Annotated in this window: 17 protein-coding genes and 4 pseudogenes; 14 read left to right on the forward strand and 7 right to left on the reverse strand. The window is 38.3% G+C overall.

The genetic code is table 11. The annotated features are described in order from the left end of the window. The first annotated feature begins 380 nt into the window (after nucleotides 1-380). Both QFZ73_RS24735 and QFZ73_RS24740 read left to right on the forward strand, forming a co-directional pair. A complete protein-coding gene (locus tag QFZ73_RS24735) occupies nucleotides 381-1,007 on the forward strand; it encodes a metal-dependent hydrolase (protein ID WP_251438281.1) in 627 nt (208 codons plus the stop codon). Between the two features lie 581 nt (nucleotides 1,008-1,588). Then, entirely contained in the window at nucleotides 1,589-1,981 is a 393-nt protein-coding gene (locus QFZ73_RS24740) for a C40 family peptidase (RefSeq protein ID WP_307271879.1), read from the forward strand. Between the two features lie 139 nt (nucleotides 1,982-2,120). On the opposite strand, the pseudogene QFZ73_RS24745 reads toward QFZ73_RS24740, so the two are convergent. Continuing rightward, nucleotides 2,121-3,468 (reverse strand): annotated as a pseudogene (locus tag QFZ73_RS24745) (IS1182 family transposase). A 633-nt stretch (nucleotides 3,469-4,101) separates the two neighbouring features. Here QFZ73_RS24745 and QFZ73_RS24750 point away from each other — a divergent pair. The 4 genes and pseudogenes from QFZ73_RS24750 to QFZ73_RS24765 form a co-directional block, all read left to right on the forward strand. Then, nucleotides 4,102-6,231 carry an ATP-dependent Clp protease ATP-binding subunit gene (locus tag QFZ73_RS24750; protein ID WP_307271883.1) on the forward strand — a complete coding sequence of 710 codons (2,130 nt, stop codon included), beginning with the start codon at nucleotides 4,102-4,104 and terminating at the stop codon, nucleotides 6,229-6,231. 390 nt (nucleotides 6,232-6,621) lie between these two features. After that, a pseudogene (gene pulA, locus QFZ73_RS24755) lies at nucleotides 6,622-8,508 on the forward strand (type I pullulanase); the annotation flags it as partial. Nucleotides 8,509-8,686: 178 nt separating this feature from the next. Beyond that, on the forward strand, nucleotides 8,687-11,650 hold the full coding sequence (fdhF, locus tag QFZ73_RS24760) for a formate dehydrogenase subunit alpha (RefSeq protein WP_307271887.1): 2,964 nt from the start codon (nucleotides 8,687-8,689) through the stop codon (nucleotides 11,648-11,650). Beyond that, nucleotides 11,643-12,164, forward strand: a pseudogene (locus tag QFZ73_RS24765) (helical membrane plugin domain-containing protein); the annotation flags it as partial. The gene fdhF and the pseudogene QFZ73_RS24765, both read left to right, overlap by 8 nt. Before the next feature lie 431 nt (nucleotides 12,165-12,595). Here QFZ73_RS24765 and QFZ73_RS24770 read toward each other — a convergent pair. Next, nucleotides 12,596-12,850, reverse strand: a complete 255-nt coding sequence (locus tag QFZ73_RS24770) for a GerAB/ArcD/ProY family transporter (protein ID WP_307271890.1) — start codon at nucleotides 12,848-12,850, stop codon at nucleotides 12,596-12,598. Between the two features lie 323 nt (nucleotides 12,851-13,173). Here QFZ73_RS24770 and QFZ73_RS24775 point away from each other — a divergent pair, with 323 nt between their 5' ends. The 3 genes from QFZ73_RS24775 to QFZ73_RS24785 all read left to right on the forward strand — a co-directional run bounded on the left by QFZ73_RS24775 (nucleotide 13,174) and on the right by QFZ73_RS24785 (nucleotide 15,882). Then, the gene (locus QFZ73_RS24775; protein WP_307271893.1) at nucleotides 13,174-13,677 is read left to right on the forward strand and encodes a PCYCGC motif-containing (lipo)protein; all 504 of its coding nucleotides are present in this window, start codon (nucleotides 13,174-13,176) and stop codon (nucleotides 13,675-13,677) included. Between the two features lie 181 nt (nucleotides 13,678-13,858). Further along, nucleotides 13,859-14,830 carry a UV DNA damage repair endonuclease UvsE gene (uvsE, locus tag QFZ73_RS24780; RefSeq protein ID WP_307271896.1) on the forward strand — a complete coding sequence of 324 codons (972 nt, stop codon included), beginning with the start codon at nucleotides 13,859-13,861 and terminating at the stop codon, nucleotides 14,828-14,830. Nucleotides 14,831-15,309: 479 nt separating this feature from the next. Beyond that, the gene (locus tag QFZ73_RS24785; protein ID WP_194719377.1) at nucleotides 15,310-15,882 is read left to right on the forward strand and encodes a site-specific integrase; all 573 of its coding nucleotides are present in this window, start codon (nucleotides 15,310-15,312) and stop codon (nucleotides 15,880-15,882) included. A gap of 604 nt (nucleotides 15,883-16,486) precedes the next feature. Here the strand turns inward: QFZ73_RS24785 and QFZ73_RS24790 are convergent. Beyond that, nucleotides 16,487-17,197, reverse strand: coding sequence for a Dph6-related ATP pyrophosphatase (locus tag QFZ73_RS24790; protein ID WP_307271905.1), 711 nt, complete (start codon nucleotides 17,195-17,197; stop codon nucleotides 16,487-16,489). Nucleotides 17,198-17,542: 345 nt separating this feature from the next. After that, nucleotides 17,543-17,938, reverse strand: coding sequence for a GyrI-like domain-containing protein (locus QFZ73_RS24795; protein WP_251438004.1), 396 nt, complete (start codon nucleotides 17,936-17,938; stop codon nucleotides 17,543-17,545). 342 nt (nucleotides 17,939-18,280) lie between these two features. Here QFZ73_RS24795 and QFZ73_RS24800 point away from each other — a divergent pair, with 342 nt between their 5' ends. Both QFZ73_RS24800 and lhgO read left to right on the forward strand, forming a co-directional pair. Then, nucleotides 18,281-18,955: a GntR family transcriptional regulator gene (locus QFZ73_RS24800; RefSeq protein ID WP_251438003.1), complete on the forward strand. Its 675-nt coding sequence runs from the start codon at nucleotides 18,281-18,283 to the stop codon at nucleotides 18,953-18,955. Between the two features lie 14 nt (nucleotides 18,956-18,969). Beyond that, nucleotides 18,970-20,187 (forward strand): L-2-hydroxyglutarate oxidase, encoded by a 1,218-nt coding sequence (gene lhgO, locus QFZ73_RS24805; protein WP_251438002.1) that lies wholly within the window; start codon nucleotides 18,970-18,972, stop codon nucleotides 20,185-20,187. Nucleotides 20,188-20,267: 80 nt separating this feature from the next. Here lhgO and tnpB read toward each other — a convergent pair. Continuing rightward, a pseudogene (gene tnpB, locus QFZ73_RS24810) lies at nucleotides 20,268-21,475 on the reverse strand (IS200/IS605 family element RNA-guided endonuclease TnpB). A 187-nt stretch (nucleotides 21,476-21,662) separates the two neighbouring features. Between tnpB and QFZ73_RS24815 the strand changes: the two are divergent. Beyond that, the gene (locus tag QFZ73_RS24815) at nucleotides 21,663-22,004 is read left to right on the forward strand and encodes a DUF3870 domain-containing protein (protein ID WP_251438000.1); all 342 of its coding nucleotides are present in this window, start codon (nucleotides 21,663-21,665) and stop codon (nucleotides 22,002-22,004) included. Between the two features lie 326 nt (nucleotides 22,005-22,330). Beyond that, on the forward strand, nucleotides 22,331-23,269 hold the full coding sequence (gene glaH / locus QFZ73_RS24820; protein WP_307271913.1) for a glutarate dioxygenase GlaH: 939 nt from the start codon (nucleotides 22,331-22,333) through the stop codon (nucleotides 23,267-23,269). 257 nt (nucleotides 23,270-23,526) lie between these two features. On the opposite strand, the gene QFZ73_RS24825 is transcribed toward glaH, so the two are convergent. Both QFZ73_RS24825 and QFZ73_RS24830 read right to left on the reverse strand, forming a co-directional pair. Continuing rightward, nucleotides 23,527-23,706: a hypothetical protein gene (locus tag QFZ73_RS24825; RefSeq protein WP_307271916.1), complete on the reverse strand. Its 180-nt coding sequence runs from the start codon at nucleotides 23,704-23,706 to the stop codon at nucleotides 23,527-23,529. 342 nt (nucleotides 23,707-24,048) lie between these two features. Then, nucleotides 24,049-24,282 (reverse strand): hypothetical protein, encoded by a 234-nt coding sequence (locus QFZ73_RS24830; protein ID WP_307271918.1) that lies wholly within the window; start codon nucleotides 24,280-24,282, stop codon nucleotides 24,049-24,051. A gap of 181 nt (nucleotides 24,283-24,463) precedes the next feature. Here QFZ73_RS24830 and QFZ73_RS24835 point away from each other — a divergent pair, with 181 nt between their 5' ends. Beyond that, entirely contained in the window at nucleotides 24,464-25,000 is a 537-nt protein-coding gene (locus tag QFZ73_RS24835; RefSeq protein ID WP_307271921.1) for a hypothetical protein, read from the forward strand. The last annotated feature ends 57 nt before the right edge of the window (nucleotides 25,001-25,057 follow it).

Below are 25,057 nucleotides of genomic sequence, written 5' to 3' on the forward strand. Positions count from 1 at the left end.
ATGTTCTTTATTTTCTTAGACTTTTTCCCTTTTTTAAAATTATTGAAGGCATTTAAAAAAGCTATCTGAATCACTCCCCTTATAGATTAGTATATTCATATGATGGATAAAATTTCATGAAAAACATCAATTTACGAAAAATATTTTGCGGGTTTTTTAGGGATGAAAATTACCTAAACAAAGCAATTATAGACACACTAGAAGAATTGATTTTAATTTAGAACGAGAGAGTTATATACTCTAATTATTAATTACTAGGCTTTTTTATAAGATATAAAGAAATTTCCCCAAAAATATTGTATAGTTATAATGTAGGGATTCGAACAAACATTCGTTTCTTGCGAACAGTGATTACTTCTTAGAGGGACAGGAGAGAGACAGTGAACGGTACAGCACACATGGCTTTAGGAGCAACAGTTGGATTCTTGACGGCAAACACACTTCAAACAGATCCAACCACCACTTTATTCTTGGTTGGCATTGGGGGAGTTTCAGGCCTTATGCCCGATATGGATATTGATGGGAAGTTAAGTAATAGGATTACTTTTTCACATAAGTTTATCCGAACGATAGCACAAACGATTGGGATATTAATGATCATTTATAGTCTTTTGGAAGGCTCTGATACGGAAAAGTGGGTCGGTGTAGGGGCAGGAATCGGAATCTTCATTATTTCATCATTCATTACACAAAGGCATATGCTCACCTTGACTGGATTAGCGGTTTTAGGCGGCGGTTTATCTTTGCAGGAAAGCTGGTTGTGGCTGTTAGGCGTTTATATTATCCTGGCATCCTTTACACCACATAGAAGTTATACCCATTCGATTGCAGGTATCGCTTTCTTTGGCATCATTGCCTTTCAATTCGAAGCCTTTATGGGGATTGACGGAATTTTCACTACTTGTTTATTAGGATACATAAGTCATTTAGTTGCAGATTTGAAATGTTTACCATTTAATAAACGTGGGGTAAAGTTATTTCTTCCATTTTTCTCAAAAGAATTTTGACCGTGGTTTTCTCACCGCTGTTCAGACTGTAGACAAATTGGAGAAGAAACAGTTTACCTTCAATTTTTTCTTTAAAAAAAGTTCCAGCTGATTTCAGAAATCCGCACCCTTTTCGCCGACTGTCTGCCAAGTCTCTTTACTGCAAGCGTCTGAGGGGTCCCGGCTAGCCAGTTATTCGGCAGGAGTGTCGCAAATTCCTTCAATCTAGAGAGGGTTTCATTCGTATAATCAAGTGAAAAATCATGCTTTGGGGTGAAAGCATCCCGAATCTCCTTTTGCCGTCATCTGGACAGTGGTTTTCTTACCACTGTTTTTTCTATGAGGAAAAGTAAAAGTGCCTTGACAATAAGGTGAATATTGGAAACCTTATTCGACTTATTTTTATCTTTTATATGGTCATTCTTCCTATATCTACTAAATGTAGCATATTTGTAAAGATCCTATGATGCGAATGATATACCTTTTCTAGTATATTAGGTTTAGCAAATTACATCAGGGGGTAAAATAATTTGTTTAAGAAAATTGCCGTCTGATTGTCATTGGCTATCATGCTTGGAACCGCATCCTTTGCTGGGGACAAAGTGGAAGCTGCTTCATATCATACAAAAGCGATTAAAGTGGCTAAAAGTGAATTAGGTACAAAAAAAACGGGTGGCATTTCTTCTTCTGGTTTTGATTGCTCCGGTTTAGTGAAGTATTCATATCAAAAGGCTGGTAAGAATTTACCAAGAACCGCTGCTGACATATATAAAATAGGTAAGAAAGTTAAAAGCGTGCAAAAAGGTGACTTAATGTTTTTTGCACCAAATGAAGCGAAAAAACCTACACATGTAGCTATATACATAGGAAACAATGAATTCATACACTCTTCATCATCAAAAGGAGTGTCATACGCTAAAACCATAATAGTTATTGGAAGCCAAAGTATATTGGTGCGAAGCGTATATAATAGAAGAAAATCAACCTTAATGTAAAAAACTAAGAGACTTTATGAAGTCTCTTTCAGTTTGTAGACAAAAGGGGTTCGGAATTAAAAAATTCTGAACCCCTTTTGAAATTCCCTTTGAATTTTCGCCTAAAGTTAAGAGATTGGGGCTCTACGAGCCCACTATGTTAGGCCATTTTTGGACCTCGCCATGTCCAATTGGCCATCTTCTTTAAATTAATGGCAGCGAAAGTAAGCATCGCCTGCATCGACAATTTTTTAAGTCCCCTTAAAGTAGTCCAACGCATACCATGCTTTTCTTTTGCATCTGCGAATACACGCTCAATCGTTTCTTTACGTTTTGCATATATAGGTTTTACATCTTGATGATGACGCAGATGATCTGCTTCTTCCACATGTGTTTGCCAGATATGCCGTGTCACCACTTTTTGACAGTCTTTGCTTTCTGTACACCGAGATAAAAATGAGCATGTTGCACAAATTTGTTTTGGCGATTTGTACTCGCGATAGCCCTCTTTATTTGTTGTTGAGTACTTTAAAGTTTCGCCCGAAGGGCAAAGGTAACAATCAAAATGTTCATCGTATACATAGTCCTGTTTGCGGAAAAATCCTTCTTTGGTGCGAGGACGTGTATAAGGTAAAGCCGGTATGATTTCTTTGTTAAATAGGTAGCTTGTAATCGCTGGTGTTTTATAAGCTGCATCTGCGGCAACGGCTTCCGGTTTTCCAACTTTCTCAATCACTTGTTCAACTAGTGGCTCTAGGATCTGACTGTCATGTGTATTTCCAGGTGTTACAATCGTTCCCAATACAAAACCGTTGCGGTCTGCGGCCGCGTGGAATGAATAGGCAAACTGTTTTGTTCGTTCATCTTTCACATAGTAGCCACTCTCAGAATCCGTTGTACTTTCTTTAATTGCTTTGGTCTCTTCTTTATCAAATTTATCTGGTGGAAAAGGCTTTTTTCCATGGTTTTCACGATCTTGATTTGAAGACGTCCTTGATACGCTCGTGTTCTTTACGAACGATTTTCTTTTCAAATTTCCGTTTATTCGCACTGGCTTTCACATGTGTGGAATCCACGAAAACGTGTTCAGCACTTATTGACTTTTTATTAGCAGCTGTCATTAAAATGCGATAGAAAATCTGTTCAAATAGGTCTGTATCTTTAAAGCGTCGCTCATAATTTTTCCCGAACGTAGAGAAATGAGGTACTTTATCATGGAAACCATAGCCTAAGAACCAACGGTAAGCCATATTGGTTTCAACTTCTTCAATCGTTTTACGCATGGAACGAATACCGAAGGTATATTGAATGAAAGTCAGTTTAACTAAAATAACTGGATCAATACTTGGGCGTCCTACCTCTGAATACATATCTTTCACCAAGTCATAAATGAAAGTGAAGTCAATGGCAGCCTCCATTTTACGAACCAAATGGTTCGGTGGCACCAGTTGATCTAAAGTAATCATTTCAAGTTGATCTCGCTGAATAGAATCATGTTTAGAAAGCATCCTCATCACTTCAAGTTTTAATACTTCTATTTTAAAACAAAAATGACTCCAGGCAAAAGTGTTCTATCTAAAAGGTAAGACAAAGTTGATTGGAACGGAAGGTACGAGACTCCTGCGGGAAAAGCGCGTCTAGGGGAGACCCCGCAGGCGAAAGCCGAGGAGGCTCCCCGACCGCCCGCGGAAAGCGAGTGCCTGGAGTGGAAATCAACGTCCAAATTGTACAAGCCATAAAAATAGACAAACTCGATTTTCATCGAGTTTGTCTACAGTCTGTAAGAGACTTTATGAAGTCTCTTTTTTTGTTTTTGAAATAGAAGAGGCATATGGATAAGATCCTTGATTATTCCTGAAAAAGGGTGTACGGGTTTTTGTTAATAGGTTTAGGTTATGGTTAGTCCTGAACTGGGTAATCAATAATAACTGAATATACTAAGAGGCATACATAGAATCTTTTTATTTGACTGGAAATGGATAGTTTAATATGCTTAGCAAACCAATCCCGGGTAATTTCTATTTTTTAAAATTCCCGGACAAAATTATTGAAAGTCAAAGAAGGTCAATGTATAATGAAATCAGAAAGTCAAAGAAGGTCAAAGATTTTTTAATTAAATAATTTTAAAGGAGGAGTACTACATGCTTTGTGAAAAATGCCATGTAAACCAAGCTAATGTTCAAGTTCACCTAAATATGAATGGTCAGGAGCATGATTTGAAACTGTGCTCCACTTGTTATAAAGAAGAGCGAAACAAACTTGGAGCAGCAATGGGCGGAATGGATATAGGGAAATTCCAATATAACGGATCTCCAAATTCATTCAATCCATTTAATTATAATGATGTACCAAAACCGGATTCAGCCGAACATGGCGAGGAAGGAGGATTGCTTGAGGAGTATGGCCGCAATTTGACCGATGCCGCTAAAGCAGGACTCATTGATCCGGTTATCGGAAGAAGTGAAGAAATCAAACGCGTCATTGAAGTTTTAAATAGACGCAATAAAAATAATCCAGTTTTAATTGGTGAACCTGGTGTCGGTAAAACAGCCATTGCTGAAGGTCTTGCATTAGCGATAGTTGAAGGTTCAGTGCCTGTTAAATTACGCAATAAGCTTGTATATATGCTTGATGTAGCGTCCCTTGTTTCGAATACTGGAATTAGAGGGCAATTCGAAGAACGAATGAAGCAATTGATCAGCGAATTACAGGAAAGAAAAAATGTCATTTTATTCATCGATGAAATTCATCAACTTGTGGGAGCGGGTTCAGCCGAAGGATCAATGGATGCAGGAAATATCCTGAAGCCTGCACTTGCACGCGGCGAACTTCAGCTTGTCGGAGCAACCACTTTATCCGAATATAGGAAAATTGAAAAAGATGGTGCCCTTGAAAGACGCTTCCAGCCTGTACACGTTAATGAGCCGACAACGGCTGAGGCATTGGTCATCTTACGTGGTTTAAAAGATAGTTATGAATCTTATCATGGTGTAACATATAGTGAGGAAGCCCTAAAAGCGGCTGTTGAACTCTCGAACCGCTACATTCAAGACCGCTTCCTGCCTGACAAAGCAATAGACTTGATGGATGAAGCTGGTTCCAAATTGAATTTGACCATCGAAGACGGCCAGGTAGAAAACATGAAAAAGCGTCTGGCGCAAATTTATAAAGAAAAAGAAATGGCTTTAAAAGAAGAAGCATATGAAAAAGCTGCCGTTCTTCGTGATGAAGAAGAAAAACTGGAAAAGTCATTGCAGGCTGGGGAAGATGCAATTAAGCCAACCGTTACCGTTGAGGACATTCAAAATATCATCGAACAAAAGACTGGTATACCTGTAGGTAAGCTTCAAGAAGATGAGCAAGCAAGAATGGTTCATCTCCAAGCGGAGCTGATGAAAAAAGTAATCGGGCAGGAAGAGGCTGTCAAAAAGGTTTCCAAGGCCGTTCGAAGAAGTCGTGCCGGGTTAAAATCCAAAAATCGTCCTACCGGTTCTTTCCTTTTCGTTGGTCCGACAGGAGTCGGTAAAACCGAATTGGCGAAAACTCTTGCTGAGGAATTGTTCGGGGACAAGGAAGCGATGATTCGTCTTGACATGAGTGAATTCATGGAGAAACACAGTGTTTCTAAATTAATCGGTTCTCCTCCTGGATATGTAGGACATGAGGAAGCTGGACAATTGACGGAAAAAGTTCGCCGCAAGCCTTATAGTATCATCTTATTGGATGAAATCGAAAAGGCACATCCGGATGTAATGCATATGTTCTTACAAATCATGGAAGATGGCCGCTTAACCGACAGTCAAGGCCGGACCGTTACTTTTAAAGATACCGTGATCATCATGACCAGTAATGCTGGAGTCGGTGAGAAACAAAAAGTAATGGGATTCGGTACAAGTTCAGCTGTGGAAGAAGCTTCAATCCTACAATCTTTAGGCAGCTTCTTCAAACCGGAATTCCTGAACCGATTCGATAGCATCATTGAATTCTCGTCATTGAAGAAAAAAGATCTTCTGCAAATCGTTGATATCATGATTCAGGAGCTTGACGAAACACTTGCTGCAAATGGTTTATCTTTAGATGTAACTAATGAAGCTAAACAAAGGCTAATTGAACTCGGATATCACCCAACTTTCGGGGCGAGACCGCTCCGCCGTGTTCTTCAAGAACAGCTCGAAGACGGCATCACTGACTTTATCTTTGAGCAGCCTGAAATTAAGAACTTCACTGCAATTGTTGAAGATACCTCTGTGAAAATTATTAAAACACCATAAAGAGTACTAGAAATGCCTCCAAGACCGTAAAACTGTTATGGAGGCATTTTTTTATCTTTTTTAGGCTTACTTTTCATAAAAGGAAGGTAGGGTCCAGCTAAAAGACCTGCAGCTTTCGATTATTAAATATAGATTTCTGAATTTTCAACATAATTTGCCGGTCGAATGTTTTGAATGGTAATGCCTGTGGAATCATAATTTAAGGGAAGATTCGCTTATGATTATAAAAAATTTAATAATTCCTGTTCTAAAATGGGAATTTCAATGGAGGAATGACCTATTAAAGATTCACTTTCTTATTTTGAAGAGGAAAATAAAAATAATCGAAAACCTACGGATAATGAAACGGAAAATCAGTTGGAATCCCTGCCGATTGCAAATATTAATCCAGTAAACCCGTCGGAATTGGATGAACTATATTTCTATGAAGGCAAAGATTTAGGAAATTCCTATTTTAAAGATAAAACGGCATTCCGATTATGGGCACCAGTTGCATCTGAAGCTAAGCTTGTTACTTATCAACATTGGGATGATTCAGATGGAATGGAGTTTCGGATGGTTCGTTCGGAAAAGGGGACCTGGACCATTGAGCTGAACGGTGATCAGGACGGATTGATTTATACATATAAAGTGAAAGTGGGAGAAATCTGGAGTGAAGCCGTCGATCCCTATGTTCGTGCTGTTACTGTTAATGGTATTAAAGGAGTCGTGATAGATTTAACAGATACGAACCCTGAAAGGTGGACACGGGATAAACCACCTCTTGAAAAAGCGGAGGACATAATCATTTATGAATTGCATACACGGGATTTATCGATTCATCCTGAAAGCGGAATCCATCACAAAGGTAAATTCTTAGGAGTAATTGAAGCCGGAACTAAAGGTCCTGAAGGAGCGAAAACGGGTCTTGATCATATAAAAGATCTAGGTGTTACCCATGTTCAGTTTATCCCGATATTCGATTTTGCTACAGTCAATGAAATGAAATTGAATGAACCACAATATAACTGGGGATATGATCCACAGAATTATAATGCTCCCGAGGGCTCTTATTCAACTGATCCGTATCAACCAAAAGTCAGGATCCGGGAGTTAAAGGAAATGATTCAAGGTTTACATGATCACGGGTTACGAGTAATCATGGATGTTGTATATAATCACGTTTATTCAGTGGAGGACTCAAACTTCCATAAACTCGTTCCCAATTACTTTTTTCGCTATAACACCGACGGCACGCTATCTAATGGAACTGGTGTAGGAAATGATACCGCGTCTGAACGTAAAATGATGCGAAAATTCATCGTTGAATCCGTGACCTATTGGGCGAAGGAATTTAACCTTGATGGTTTCCGTTTCGATTTAATGGGGATTCATGATGTGGAAACGATGAATGAAGTGAAAAAGGCACTGGCAGAAATTGATCCGACCCTCATTGTTTTGGGCGAAGGCTGGGATATGGATACCCCCTTGGCGCAAGAACTGAAAGCAAATCAAAAGAATGCTTTTAAAATGCCTGGAATCGCCCACTTTAATGATGCGATCCGTGATGGTTTAAAAGGGTTTGTAATGAATGAACATGATAAAGGATTCGTGAATGGCAAACCGGGAATGGAAGATATTATAAAAAAAGGCATCGCTGGTAGTTTGAAATATGATGATGATATCGCAACATATCAAAGACCAGATCAAGTGATCAATTATGTTGAAGCACATGATAATTATACTTTATGGGATAAGCTTCTCATCACTAATCCAGATGCGACAGAACAAGTACGGAAACAGATGCATAAATTAGCTTCGGCCGTTGTCTTACTGTCACAGGGAATTCCAATGATACATGCTGGACAAGAGTTCATGCGTACGAAGGATGGAGATGAAAATAGCTATCAATCTTCCGATTGGATTAATCGGTTGGATTGGAAAAGGAGAGCGGAGTTAGATCGGGAAGTGGAGTATATGAAAGGACTAATTTCGCTCAGAAAAAATCATTCTATTTTTAGGTTAAGCACACCCGAAGAAATTGAGGAGCATTTACAATTCATTGATGCTCCGCCAAATGCGGTTGCATTCACTTTAAAACATAAGGATTCTAAAATTGCAGTGATTCATAATGCAAATTGGGACGCGATAACCATTTCTCTTCCCCACGAAGGTAATTGGTCCGTTTTAGCGGATGGTCAGCGGGCGGGCCTGGAAGAAATAAAAAGGATTAAAGGGAGTCAGGTAACCGTTGCCCCTTTAAGTTCGTTTGTATTGAAAGTAAACTCTAACCAATGATAATAAAGTCGAAGTGAGTGAATTCTATGTCTCACTTCGACTTTAGTTCATTTTCTGATATGAAATTGATCAAATGAAGTCTTCCATTTTTTACTTTCGCAAGTTTGAGAAAAGTTGTGCGGGGGTAGAAAATACCAAATGATGAATTTTATCGTTTTTTAAGAGGGGAGCGATTATTTTGCCAGAGAAAGTGCATATAAAAATCAATGGTGCTGGGACCAGTCTGGAAGGTAATCAAACAATATTACAAATGCTGATGGATAGCTCCATTGAAGTCCCGAATGTTTGTTACCATCCTAGCCTAGGTCCTATCGAAACATGTGATACATGTCTAGTGAGCGTAAATGGAGAACTCGTAAGGTCATGTTCTACCAAGATCAAGGATGGGGATGTAATTGATACAGTTGGACCAGATGTAAAAGAAGCACAGGTCATGGCGATGGACAAGATATTATATAACCATGAGCTTTATTGTACGGTTTGCGATTATAATAATGGCACTTGTGAAATACACAATACCGTTAAGGAAATGAAGGTAAATCATCAAAGTGTTCCTTTTGATCAGAAACCATATGAAGTGGATCGGACGAATCCATTCTATCGATATGATCCGGATCAATGCATCCTTTGCGGCCGTTGTGTTGAAGCTTGTCAAGATGTTCAGGTCACAGAAACATTGACTATTGATTGGGAAGCAAAACGCCCGCGTGTCATTTGGGATAATGATGTTCCGATCAATGAATCTTCATGTGTGTCATGTGGACACTGTTCCACCGTTTGTCCGTGTAATGCAATGATGGAAAAAGGAATGGAAGGTGAAGCCGGATTTTTAACCGGCATCGCTAAAAAAACTCTTCGACCTATGATAGAAATTACGAAAAATGTTGAAACGGGTTATGGCTCGATTTTAGCGATTTCAGATATGGAATCCGCCATGAGGGATGCAAGGATTAAAAAGACGAAAACGGTTTGTACATACTGTGGGGTAGGATGCAGCTTTGACGTTTGGACCAAAGATCGTAAAATCCTTAAGATCGAACCGCAAGTGGAGGCACCTGCAAATGGGATTTCGACTTGTGTTAAAGGGAAATTCGGATGGGATTTCGTGAATAGTGAAGAAAGACTCACAAAACCTTTAATTAGAGAAGGGGATGCATTCAGAGAAGCTGAATGGGAAGAAGCCCTTGAATTGATTTCCCGTAAATTAACCGAAATAAAAGATTATCACGGTCCTGATTCGATGGCTTTCATAACGTCTTCCAAATGCACCAATGAAGAGTCCTATTTAATGCAAAAGCTGGCAAGGGGAATCATTGGCACCAATAATGTGGATAACTGTTCCCGGTATTGTCAGACACCGGCCACTTTGGGACTATTCAGAACGGTTGGATATGGCGGAGATACAGGGGGCATAAAGGATATCGAAAAGTCCGAACTTGTATTGATCATAGGCTCCAATACTTCCGAATCACACCCAGTGTTGGCTACAAGAATTAAACGATCCCATAAACTAGGTAAACAGAAGCTGATAGTGGCGGACATCAGAAAGCACGAAATGGCTGAACGTTCCGACCTCTTTATTCAACCCGCACCGGGAACTGATATCATATGGCTGTCGGCCGTGACTAAATATATTATCGACAAAGGTTGGACAGATATAGACTTCATCAAAAATCGGGTAAATGGGATGGAGGAATACATCAAGACTTTAGAACCTTACACAATGGAATATGCGGAAAAAGTAACAGGCGTAGCTAAAGAAGATTTAATTACGCTTGCAGAAGCCATTCATGAAGCGGGAAGTGTTGCATCACTTTGGGCCATGGGCGTTACGCAGCATGGCGGAGGAAGCGATACGAGTACTGCAATTTCCAATTTATTGCTTATAACAGGCAACTACGGTAAACCTGGAACAGGTACTTATCCTTTACGCGGACATAATAATGTCCAAGGAGCCAGCGACTTTGGCAGTATGCCGGATCGCTTGCCAGGTTACGAAAAAGTAACGGACAAAAACGTACGCGCGAAATATGAAAACATCTGGGGCGCAAAAATACCAGAAAACCCTGGCCTTAATAATCATGAAATGGTCGAAGGGATTCATGCAGGTACAATCAAATCCATGTACTTAAAAGGTGAAGATATGGGTCTGGTCGATTCCAATATCAATCATGTCCATGAAGCATTTGAAAAACTGGAATTCTTTGTGGTACAAGATATCTTCTTATCAAGAACGGCAGAATTCGCGGATGTCGTCCTACCAGCAAGCCCAAGCTTTGAAAAAGAAGGTACTTTCACGAATACCGAACGCCGTATTCAACGTCTTTATCAAGTGTTTGAACCGCTAGGTGACTCAAAGCCTGATTGGCAAATCATTATGAATGTGGCCAATTCGTTAGGAGCAGGTTGGAATTATGAGCACCCAAGTGAAATCATGGACGAAGCAGCTAAACTATCACCATTATATGCTGGAGTAAGTTATGAACGCTTGGAGGGTTATAAAAGTCTTCAATGGCCAGTGGCACCAGATGGTAAAGATACGCCGCTTTTATTCACGGATGCTTTTCCTTTCCCCGATGGAAAAGCAAGGTTATTTCCAGTCGAATGGACCAAACCGATTGACTTTGGGGATGAGTTTGATATCCATGTGAATAATGGTCGTATATTGGAACATTTCCACGAAGGAAACATGACTTATAAATCAAAAGGCATCACTTCCAAAACGCCAAAAGTATTCCTTGAGGTATCCCGGGAATTGGCAAAAGATAGAGGGCTTGAGGATGGCACTCTTGTTCGGCTTACTTCACCATATGGAAATGCAAAAGTGCAATGCCTGATTACGGATCGTGTAAAAGGTAAAGAGGTTTATCTGCCAATGAACGATTCGGGTGACGGAGCAATCAACCAATTGACAAGCAGCCATTCAGATAAAGATACTGATACCCCTGCCTATAAGGAAGTTCAGGCAAAAATGGAAGTGCTCAGGGTCAAGGGAAACAACCCATTGCCGAGCATCAACCATCGTAATGGTAATCCACAACCGCAAATAGGTGTACAAGTACAAAAAAAATGGGCGCGCGAAGATTATATTTTCCCTGGTGACCTCTTGAAAATCAAAAAGGAGGAGAGGAACCGTGGCTAAAGCGACGAAAGTGATCAACCGAATCACCATTAGCGATGAAGAGAGAAGAAGAATTGAACTCGAGGATATCGAGCGTACCCTTTTGGAAAATAAAGAAGTGATTAAAGAAACATTTGAAGTCATGAAAGGCATGCAAGATCGTGGGATTTTATCAATGGTTAACAGTTTGTTGAAGGAAGGGGACAAAGTGCTGAACATTCTCGTCAAGACAGCAGACACCCCCGAAACGGCAAATACCCTAAAAAATCTCCTTCTCATACTTGGTACGTTAGGTACACTGAATGTTCAACAGCTTGAACCGCTTATCCTCAAAGTCAATTCAGGGATTGCCCGTGTAGCCGAGTCTGATGGAACGCCAGAAAAACCAAGTTATTTAGCCTTGCTGCGTTCCTTGAATGACCAAGAAGTCAAACAAGCTATTACTTACCTGATGACCTTCCTTAAAGGAATGGGAGAAGATACAAGCGATTTAGAAAGAACCACCCAATTACCAGAGGAACAGAAATTGCATAAAGCAAATGAAACAGCGGATATAGACCGGTCGACCTCCAGAAAGTCATACGGATCAAGTATACCCAGTAAAGGCGGAAGCGAAAAACAACGAAACACCAGCTGGTTATGGTTTGCAGCAGGAGTCTCACTCGTAACCATTCCGCTAACCTTATCGAAAAGTAAGAAATAAAGTAACTTGCACGTTCATATTCGGAAATTGAAACGTAAGTAAAATCGTGAACGATATTGACTTTGTCTTGTATGATGGTGACGATTACCCACCAAAATATTAAGGCCGATGATTCCCATATAGGGATTCATCGGCTTTTTTCGATGGGTAAGTGCGGTTAAATTACTATCAAAATTTTTCTCACTAGCCTTTTATTACATATATTTATATGAGATACAAATAATAAAATCAATCATTTGTGAAACGAACATATACACACACACTTATTCAAAAAGGGGCGGAAAAGTGAGAATAGGACGTTCTCTTAAATGTGCCTGATAGCTAGGAGCAATCATAATCGAAGAGATGAAAATAACACCGCCAACCAGATAAATGAATATAGCAGATGGTTTCATTTGAAATAAGTCCGCTGCGCCAATAATGGCACAAAAGAAAAAGATCGAGATCTTAATGAAGCCTAAAATGATCATTAAAACAAGAATCAACGAATCCAAAGAGCAGAAAGTGATCTTCTCCACGAGCTACTATCAAATATTGTTTGATACTATAGAAAGAGTGCAATATACTCAAGCCCTGTAAGTTATCAAGGAGTAAAATAAGTAAATACGTTCCTAACAAAATTAACAATGATGGTAGCGCTCTCACAACAATCACCTCATTCTTTTTTCTTAAAGTGTGGTAAATACTTTAAAATTATGTACGAGTCGTACCAGAAAGTCATTTTAGTATACGTGTCAGTGAATACTTGTCATTTATATCCTTATATTTAGGAACCTTATGCTTGTAGAAAGCCCTTGCGTCCCATAAAATGGGAGTATAAAAATGATCAAGGAGTGTATAAATGAAGCTAAAATTAATGACCATCATTTTGGGAATCTGTTCTTCAATAATAATTTCAGGTTGTTCCGGTGAAGAGGAAAGTGTTGTACAAAAAGAAAGCAGTCATGAAGGACATTCAGAGCATACGGTATCCGGAGATCTTCAGGAGGAGACCAACAGTAAGGAAATAGCACCGGATTTCTTAGCTGAAAAAACAGAGGATATGAAAACAATCTATTTAGCTGTTGCACAAAATAAAGATTTACTAGAAAAAATACCTTGTTACTGCGGTTGTGGAGAGTCAGCTAACCATAAAAATAATTACGATTGTTTCATCCATGAGAATAAAAAAAATGGTGAAGTGGTTTGGGATGATCACGGAACGAGATGCGGGGTTTGCTTAGAGATAGCTGCACAATCCATACTGGACTTGAATGACGGTATGAGCATCAAAGATATCCGGAATAAAGTCGATGAAAAATATAAAAGTGGATATGCCAAACCAACACCAACCCCTGAAGTGTAAGGACAAAAAAAGAATTGAAATTCTAGCGTGAAAGATTATTAGGAAAATGGCTTTTGCCCGATATTCATTCGGAAAATGCCATTTTTTATTTTCTTGGAGTGATGGATTCTTTCACATATATAATATTGGTCACTAAGGGGAATACTTCCATTAACCATTAAACCTTAAAGGGGGTAACCATTTGACATTAATCCGCCTAGGCTATGTAGCCATGAGCAATCATGTGCCAAACTGTTCACCATCACAAACAATGACTTTTGCTCAGTTTTCGAAAATTAAGGACAGAGATGCAGCGATAAGGAAACTTGAACGCATTTCAATTTCCAATCTTCATAATTGTTGGCGTTTACTGATTCATAACGAGGCTAATAATATTCAGTTCTTTAGGCTTTCTTCTAAACTTATCCCTTTAGCCAATCATCCAGAAATTCCAGAATGGGATTACATAGATCCTATTTCAGAAGAACTTGCTAAATTAAAAACATTCATTACAATTCACCCAAAAATAAGAATAGATTTTCACCCAGATCATTTTGTCATCTTGAATAGTTCAAATATCGATATACTGAAGACATCATTAAAAACATTAAGGATGCATTATACTTTATTGAAAAAAATGGGGGTGGTTCCCGAGCACCGCTGCGTACTGCATGTTGGCGGCGGTTATGGCGAACATGTACAGGCTTTGGAGCAATTTATCCATAATTGGGGTTTGATTCCTGAATCTATTCAAAGAATGGTCATTCTTGAGAATGATGATACTACCTATACTTTGTCGGAAACCCTTTATTTATGTGAGAAATTGGGAATTCCAATGGTTTTTGATTATCACCATTACCTCGCACATCAGTTACCAAGTGAAAATTGGAAGGATCATTGGGACCGAATATTAAATACCTGGAGTAATTCCATACTACCCCCTAAAATGCATATTTCAAGTCCAAGGTCCGATAAAGAATTTCGAGCACACGCTGACTTTGTGGATACAGGAATGTTTATGGGATTTTTGCAACAAATAAAGGGTAGCTTACCACAATTGGATTGCATGATTGAAGCTAAACAAAAGGATGGAGCACTTTTCCAGTTGATGGATGAATTGAAAAGTTACAAAGAAATAGAAGTCATTGATGATGCCAGTTTTTATATTCATTAATCAATCGGTATGATTTGATAAAGAGGGTATGCATAAGTTTCTCTTTATCAAATGCATTTGGTTTACATAACATAATTATTGTTAACATAAGAATGTTTAATAAATGGATAGGGAAGTTATTATTAATATGGAAAGGTGATTAATATTTTATACATTATTTTACAAAAAAATAAAAATAGAAAAAACCGACCTTCATATTTGGGTTTTAAAGCCATTGTTTGAACTACATAGAGTCTTTATTCAAGATTGAATTAAAATCGCTCTAAGAGGCTATATAAGCGGTTAATGGCGGTTTAATAGATAATAGGGGATTCACGGAATATTTTATATGAATATTCTGAATGTAACAAAGGACCTCTATTGATACATTCGAAAACGTGTTAAATCAAGGTTTATAAGGGTATCAAAATTTATAAAACTTGCCTTTTTTTCACCTGTTCACGTACAATGAAAGAAGGGGAAAGGGGAATGAGCCATTCATGCAAGCAACCTCTCAAAGAATAAAAAATGTGCAGCCGATACGCCGGTTGGATCACATAGAAAAGATGAAAAAGTCACTATTAAAATATTGCAGCTACAGGGATTATATGATGTTTTCAATCGGGATAAACATCGGGTTACGTATAGGGGATCTTTTACAATTGAGAGTGAAAGATATTCTTGAGGGTACGCATATAGTCATTGTGGAGCAAAAAACAGATAAAATTAAGCGGTTCCTTGTCAATCCTCAACTTCGTAAGGAAGTAAGGAAATATGTCCGGAAATCGAACCTGAAAAATGAACAGTATTTATTTCCAAGTCGAAAAGGTAATGGTCCAATCACTAGGGTACAGGCCTATCGGGTCCTGAACAAAGCAGCTGAAATGGCAGACATACCGGATGTCGGTACACATACCCTTCGAAAAACCTTCGGCTATTTGCATTACCAAAAATTCAAGGATATTGCATTACTGCAACAAATCCTTAATCATTCCAATCCAAAGGATACGATGATTTACATAGGACTCACACAGGATTTAATGGACGAAACGTTAATGGATTTCTATTATTAACGGAACAGAACGAAGTACAACTCCTGTATTGCTCAGTATTTTTATATTGATATCACAGTCCTGTAATAAGGAGTTATTCCAGAGAAAACATTATTTTGATATATATAAATGGGTAGAGGAAGCTGTTATTGTGGAAGGTGAAAGAAAAAGAGCTTCTCCCTTCAAGGACTGTCGGAATGGGATACGTCTTTTACTTGTAAAATCGACCTTACTGGGAGTTTTGAAAACTATAAGAGTTTGGTGAGGGCCTTATCTCAACCGAATACTTCTCAAAAAAGACTAGAATATAGTCTTTTTTTGTCGATATCATCCAGTACTGGTTCTTGTAAAAAATCACTCAATTTTTATCAATACAGTATATTAGAAACATTTAGTCTTCTAAAAGTCTGTTATTCTAAATTTTGAACAAATAATGTAACAGATGTTAACAGGTATGAATGGGATCTAAAAATAGAGTTACTATAATAATATTATGTTAACTTATGTTCAAGATTTATCCTACTGTCAAAGGATACTTCATATGAACTGACCCCAATTGTTATAGAACATGTAATAATTGGGGTGCAGTATAATGCTTGCAAGGAATATGTGTAACTAGTTTCGTTTAAAAGGTACCCATATCCGCCATCAGATTTAGCTCCAAAGGCAAAAAAGCATATTTTCCGTCCTTGATAATCTCACATTTACGAACTGGAATTGGATGTTTAAAAATAGGCCCATCTATTACTGTGGTATGAAACTCTCCACCTTCTCCGCAGGGATCAATTCCGCGAGCTTCAAGTTCCTTCACGTATTCATGGGTTAACGTTCGCCCTAAATCATCCTCTCGCATTCCTAATGATAAATTAACGGTTACAATGATCGTTACAAATCCTAGATTCAAGAACTCATCGACAGCCTCGCGATGGTTCATTTCCCATAAGGGCATTCCAAGCTTCAATCCAGCATTCTTGGTAACCTTATCATGCCAACAGCCATGAGCGGGCATATCCAAGTCTCCAGTTACTAACACTTCAGCTCCTTGATTTTTAGCATTTTCTAAAAGGCGCATAAATACTTCTTCATAATCAGTCCAACTGGCAGCTGCAGTATATACAGGCAAACCTATAGATTCAGCTTGGGCATGTATGAGTTCCGGAGGCATTCCATGGGATCTCGAACGTTTTCCCTCTTCCTCCAGCATGACGATCAGTCCTACCGCTTCTCCAACCTTCATTGCTTTATATAGGGCTAAGACACTATCCTTTCCCCCGCTAAAAGAAGCTATGAATTTATGCCCGCGAGCACTATTTTTCCAATTGATTACTTCTGTCATCCATATTTTCTCCTTTATTCTAATGACTTTTTGCCAATTTCATATTTTATATATGACCTTCCATAACTATATTGGTTTGATTTTATCACGGTTTGAGCATTCAAATAAGATATTAATGCATCCTGATACAAAAAACTTGATGAAAAAAAGAGAAATTCATCTCAAAGAAACTACTTCTTTATCAACAGAGACAAGATAAAGGAGGATTATTTCAAATTCCTAGTGAACAAGCCAATAAAAAGGCATGAGCCCGGTGAGGGACCGGAACTCATGCCCTTTCGGCTATCAAAATAAAGTGTCTGCCTTTATGTGGTCACTTACCTAATAGATTTCTTTTTATATAACTTATTTAATTGCAATATGTATTTCCACTTTTCCATCAGGATAATACTTTTCAAAATCCAGACTATATTTTCTGTGCAATTTTTTATCTTCTTCCAGCTGCCATATCCCTTTCCAAGTTTCACCTATCGAATGTTCATCTTGTAAATATTCAAACACAGCGTATTCTTGATCTGGAATGACAAATTTCTCATTCGAGACAGGGGTTTCGGCGGCTATAGCTAAAGTATAATCTCCACGATAGTTACTTTCATACTGATGGTAGATCCCATATTTCATAACATTTTCAATATGATGATCATTTGTTTTTCTCCAAAGTAATCCGATTTTCTTGAAAAGATCCTTATCCGAGAAATTATTAGTCCTTATTTCTCCAATCATGTAGAATTCTTTACTCATTAACTAGCAACGCCTTATTTGTATAAAATTGGATATAATACCCATGACATCATATTCAAAAAAGATGGCCAGATTCTTTTGGTGCAAGGGTAATTTTGGGGGTTGGTTTTGTCTTTAGTTCCTGCTTTGGAATTTGTGAATTGAACAATACAAAGTTGTTTAAATAGTTAAATATAAATGGGCAGCCCAAATTATTATCAGATGTGAGGTAGATGTTCACCTAATGTATTGTATCCAGTAATATTTAAATTGGATACAATTTATTTAATTTTAAGTATTGTAATCGCTTTATATAGTTGATATAGTTTAAATTGTATCCAATATCGAAAGGTGGACGCTGAATTGGATAATGCTAATTCTAAAAAAGATAAATCTACAATCGTTAAACATGTAACGAAAAGTCTTAGGAAAGCGATTCTGAATGGGACGTTGAAAAAGGGGGAGCGACTCATCCAAGAGGAGTGGGCAGATCGCCTGGAAGTAAGCAGAATGCCCATTCGTGAAGCCCTTACACAGCTTCAAATGGAGGGATTGGTTGAAATGGTTCCTCATAAAGGAGCAATCGTCACACCGATTACCCGGGATGACATTGAAGAAATTTATCATACCAGGTCTCTGCTTGAAGGCCTTGCAGTAGAAAAATCGCTTCCATATTTAACAAAGGAGGATAAAGAAAAATTAAAGGGTATTTTGATTGAAATGGAAGGAATTCAGTTATCTGATGAAACCAATGAGCATTATATCCTTTTGAATGCGGCTTTTCATGAAACCCTCCGAAAAGGGTGCCCATGGCCAAGGGTTCAAAAAATGGTAGAAACCCTGGGTATCTCACCGATTGCGCCGAATTTGCTGATTGATTATTACCCAGAAACGCAACGGGAACACCGGATGATATATGAAGCGACACTAAGAGGGGATCCTGCAGAACTAAGGGCAGCAGTGGAATTTCACATCTTACGGACGAAGAATAATTTAATTACGTATATGGAGTTGCTGAATACTAAAAATCATCAATAAAAGGAGTGTTAATTGTGTATGATTTCGCAATTGTTGGTGGGGGAATTGTAGGATTATCGACGGGAATGGCACTTTATCAGCGTTTCCCTAATGCTAAAGTGGTAGTCATTGAAAAAGAGTCTGTTGTTGCAGATCATCAAACGGGGCATAACAGCGGCGTCATCCATTCAGGAATTTATTATAAACCAGGCAGTTTCAAGGCAAGGTTTGCCCGTCAAGGAAGCAAATCAATGACGGAATTCTGCCGGATGCATGGAATTGAACATGATATTTGCGGAAAGGTCATTGTTGCAACAAAACCAGAAGAGTTGCCCCTTCTAGATGATTTATATTCACGCGGTTTGCAAAATGAACTAGCTATACAAAGAATCGGTGTGGATGAATTAAAGGAAATTGAACCACATGTTAACGGACTTGGTGCGATTCGCGTCCCGCAAGCCGGCATCGTCAATTATCGTCAAGTAAGTGAAAAGATGGCGGATATCATCCGAGGCAAAGGTGGTGAAATCAAGCTGAATACAAAGGTGGAGAAGATTGACGAGGATTTAGATGAAGTCATCATCGACACGAGCAACGGTACAATAAAGGCAAGGGTGGTCATTAATTGCGCAGGATTGCACAGTGACCGTATCGCAGCAGCTGCGGGGTACAAAACTGATATGAAAATAGTCCCGTTTCGCGGTGAGTATTTTAAATTGAAGCCTGAAAAGCGCTTCCTAGTCAATCATTTAATTTATCCGGTACCTAACCCGAAATTTCCATTTCTGGGGGTTCATTTTACGCGGATGATTAGCGGGGAAGTGGATGCCGGTCCAAATGCTGTACTGAGTTTCAAACGGGAAGGTTATAAGAAAACAGATTTCAATGCGAAAGATTTAACTGAAGTTTTAAGCTATAAAGGTTTTTGGAAGCTGGCTAGTAAATTCATGAAGGAAGGGATGGATGAATATGTTCGCTCTTTTAGTAAAAAGCAATTTACGAAAAGCCTGCAGGAATTAATTCCGGAAATTCAAGAAGATGATTTAATCCCTGCACCTGCTGGAGTCCGGGCACAGGCATTACAGGATGATGGTAATATGGTGGATGATTTTCATATTATAATGGGGAAACGGACCATTCATGTATGTAATGCACCGTCACCTGCAGCAACAGCTTCAATTGAAATTGGAAAAGAGGTTGTTAACCGCATCCCGGAACAATCACACTTATTGGAAGCTGCATTGACAAATTGAACTACCCACCACTTATCGACCATACGGTCTGAATGAAGTGGGGGATTCCTAAGAACATTAGCCTATCGGCCAATTTTTAATTAGGCTATCCCCGTCGTTCCTACGGTTAGAAGCCTTATGGCTTCGTTCATTAGATTGAATCCTGCATTAATATCTCGATCGTGGTGAGTAGAACAAGAAGGACAATCCCATTCACGAAGATTCAGATGTTTAACGTCTTTATTTTGGTACCCGCAGCCAGAACACAATTGGCTAGAAGCAAACGTTTTAGATATGGTCACGATTTGTTTACCATACCATTTTGCTTTGTATTCCAACATTTTTTTGAATGGGTACCAAGATACTTCACTAATTGCTTTAGCTAGTTTGTGATCTTTCATCATATTCGACACTTGCAAGTCTTCCATTCCAATAACATCGTGGTTTTTGATGATTTCGGTAGAGACTTTATGTAAGTAATCCATTCGGGCATTTGAAATTTTTTCGTGTAGGATGGCCACTTTTCGTTTTTGTTTTTGATAGTTTTTGGCTTCAGTCAATGGGTTATTTCGATTCAAGGCTATTTCTTGTCGCCTTGAAAGAATCCGTTGTGCTTTGGCCAACTTTTTTTCGACCGTCCGGAAGAATTTTGGGTTTTGATAGACCGTACGATCTGAAAGAATCGCAAAGTTCTTCAAACCAACATCTACACCGCACGAACGATTCGTTTTAGGATGTACTTTTACATCGGTTTCGGCTAAAACGGAAATGAAATATTTACCCGAAGGGTTCCGCCTGATTGTGGCATTGATGATTCGCCCTTCGACTTCGCGGCTTTTAGCAAAACGTACTAGACCGAGTTTGGGCAATTTGATTTAGTTTCCTATTATTCCGATATTTTCCATTCGTGTGTTTAGTCGTGTAGGACTGGACCGGATTCTTTTTCGATTTGAAGCGTGGTGACTTGTTTTGCTTTTTATAATATCGACTATAGGAATCTGCTAAATTTTCCACCGCTTTCTGTAAGGCTATACTGTCTACTTCTTTCAGGAAAGAATACTCCTTCTTTAAAGCTGGAAGTTTTTTTGATTGTTGCGTATTTATTCAGAAAAGAACCTTTCCATTCATTAGAGGGTAATTGACCGTTCTGCTTCATTTCTTCACAGATATACCAGTAGGCATCTTTCTCCTTTTGTTTGCCTAAAAAGAAGTTGTAGACAAAACGGGAGCAGCCGATCGTTTTATTGATGAGAACTAGTTGTTCTTTAGTTGGGTAGATCCGAAATTTATAAGCTTTGTTTACAACCATAAATTCACCCCCTTAAGTTATTATTAACCATTGAACGTACGTTTGCCAAAAGATTACTTTGGCTTTGGCTTATGCCAACCGCCATTCATCTCCCCCTTACCGTTGGGCTCTCGCCCTTCACACGCTTGAAGAGGGAGTCTTCTGGCGGGAAATGATAAAATTCTTTAAAGAGAGAGGAAGAAGTCTTATGTTCAATGGTAAAACAATTTTCATTGCAGGTCATGCACGTTTACCTCAAGGAATGGCAGCGAAAAGTGTCTTTGAAACATTAACCATCACTGCAGAAGTCGATGCTAAATATGGGGTTGTCCTGGAAGCTTCTTGTACATTGGCAACAGAGCATGGCCGGGAATTCATTGGGCGTTTATTAAAAGGGATCAGTTTAAATGATGGTGTTGATGACGCGATAGAATCGATTCAATCTTATTATCGGGGGAAAGCGGCTAATGCATTGATTGCTGCCTTGAAGGACCTGGATCTCCATTTTCAGCAAATTAAAGCAGGAGAAAAAACAAAACTACCAAGTTAAAAATGTGATTTTCAGAATAATTTGTAAAAAGTGTTGACAATTTTACTAAAAAACGTTTTAATTTAATTAAGCCAATATTTTGACATTAACACCTTTTGAAAAATACCTTTTCAGAATCGTGTAAAGATCTTAATGATTGGAAACAGGAAAAATAAATCATACATAAACTGCATATTCACTGTGACTCTATTTGCATAGAGCAGTGAAGTGAATATAAGCCAGTTGTACAGTTGGATTCCTATTTTATTTGGGGATCATGTGCGACTGGCTTTTTAAATTCCCGTTAACTTTGTCACCTATATTACAAATAACAGGAGGAATTATTCATGAGCATTGCAGAAAAAAAGAGAGCTAAGTTTGAAAGGAAAACAGAAAAATACGAGGTGAAAGTTCACCCTCAAACCAGCCGATTATATCATATTGAAATTTCAAAAGAGGCAATTGCCGCTTTTTTAGAAACCGTATCGAAGGATAATCAGTCTGTTCAACATTTGGAATATACACCATATGCACGACTCATCGTTGCATCATATCTATTGGATCAAGTGGGGGAAGACTTTGGTGAAGTGCTTCGTAACATCGTTCATGATCGGGAATCCGGCGGCTTCACCCTCGGCTTGGAGGGCGTCACGGAAAATACGGATGAATATGTCATTTTTGCGACGGCCATTTCATACTTGCTGGGAACTCCAAACCATGATGCCATGTCAGGAAAATATTATGCCCGTTTTAGTGTTCAAGACACGGATAGCAGTGATTCATATTTGCGTCAGGCCTATCGTTTATTTACACTTCATACGGACGGAACCTTTGTAGATGAACCAACGGACTGGTTATTAATGATGAAGATGGTCGAACAAAATGCACGCGGTGGAGAATCACGTTTATTGCACTTAGACGATTGGAAAGAGCTTGATATGTATGTGAATCATCCATTATCCAGCCACAAATTCACGTATAAGGCTCCAAAAAGCAAGAACATTGATCAGGAAATTGAAAGATTGACTTTCTTCAATCATAATAACAAACCTGGTGTATGTTATATCGATCAATTTGTTTATCCTGAATCAATTGAACAAGCCAAATACTTACGCGATTTATCCAATTCTTTAGAAAACGATGAAAGTGTACTTGAACTGGAACTGCCTGTTGGAGATTTAGTTGTCGTCAACAATATATTTTGGCTTCACGGCCGCGCTGCATTTGAAAAAGATCCGAACCTGAACCGTGAATTACTTCGCCAGCGCGGAAGATTCAATCAATAATTTCATTTTGTAACCAACAGTTGTATTCATCCTCAAATACCATTTATAAGATAAATTCTTTTCAACCCAAGGGTTGGAAAGCAATTTATCTTTTTTTTGAAAGGTTCAGTTAAAATTTAATGTTGTTAATGGAAGTAAAAAAGAGGACCTTAAACAAGAGGGCCTCTACTTGTAATCTTGAACTAACGCACCCAGAGTGTAAAGATTATTCTATATTCTCTCTAATCTTCCTGCTTCATCATTCAAACATAAATTAATCATTCATTAATGACCAATTCTTTTAATTCTATATCGTCTGAAATTAAGTAAGTAAATTGAGCATCTCTTATGAAAGCCAGTTTACTTTCTGTAGTTGCTGAATTGAAAAAAGATTTCACGTCGTCCAAGTTAATCTGCATATCTTTTTCACGTTTGTATATGTAATGTTTACTATTCATACTGTTTCCTCTCTTGCTGTCCATACTTCTTTTTCCACATACTGATATACATTCTCTATTATTTCGCATCCAATGGTGGATCTTATTTTTTCCACTAAATAGTTTGCTTGCTCTACATACTCCATATCTCCTTCTTTTTTTGTTCTTTGAGCAAACTAATATACCGTTCCTCTTCTTTAATTAAATTAAAGTTTATTTCAGTGGCACTTTTCATCGTACAAACTAAACTAACAAACTCCCTTATATTCCTAGCTACAATTTTTATGTGTGCATCGAAATCATCCATTGGACTGATACATGCAATAAACGCATTCTCCAAGTCAGATACCATTCCAAAATCAGTTAGGAAGCCATAATGAATGCGCCTATATTTGCAAACGGAATGACATCGTAGGGAGACATTTCATAATGCGGGAAGTCTAGTTGTAAACAAAGGTCTAAATCACATAATGAGTATCCTTCTTTTTCAATTACCTCTCCTAATCTCTGAAGCTTTTTAAAAGTTGGTGGCATTTTCAAGTACTTTCCAGGATTAATCATTTTCTTTCCTTTAATTGTGTCTGTAAGATAATTCAAGGATAACCGATATCCTGAAATTATATAATTCCATTATTACAACTAATGGTTTCCCAATTTTCCGTTAAAGAGCATACGGATTCAAAAAGGTTCATAATGCCCCCTGTGTTCGGTGGTGAACATGCTTTTCTGATATACTGATATGGCCAAAATAAATAGAAGAAAGAGGGGGTATTAATTTATGGGGATCGCTAATTTTTCTAAGTTTACGCAATTTAAGGACTTAATTAATGCTTTACCTGCTGCCTATACAGATGAAATGTTAAAGAGCGAGCAATTTTTACTTGAAAGAGATGAAAGGAAAAAACTCGAGATCTTTTACGCACCTTTCGAATATGTAAATGAACGGGCCAAAGTGGTGATTGTCGGAATCACTCCTGGTTTACATCAAATGAAAAAATCATATTCTACCGTAATTAATGCAAGAGGGCACATACATAGCGATGAAGAGATCCTGCACGAAGTAAAAAAGAATTCCAGTTTTGAAGGAACGATGAGAAAAAATTTGGTTCAAATGTTAGATGAGCTTGGATTACACACATACTTAAACATTTCGTCCACACTGGATCTTTTTAACGAAGCTAGTCACATCGTTCATACTACCTCTGTTTTAACCTATCCAGTCTTTTATAACGGGAAAAACTACAGTGGAACAACTCCGAACATGTTAAAGACCGAGTTGCTTAAAAAAAATATAATGGAAGGCTTTGCTACCTAAATAGGTACCATTGAACGCCCGCTTATTATTCCTTTAGGCGTTAATGTTTCCAAGGTC

Origin of the sequence: Peribacillus sp. V2I11, from assembly GCF_030817135.1 — a bacterium.
GTDB lineage: Bacteria > Bacillota > Bacilli > Bacillales > DSM-1321 > Peribacillus > Peribacillus simplex.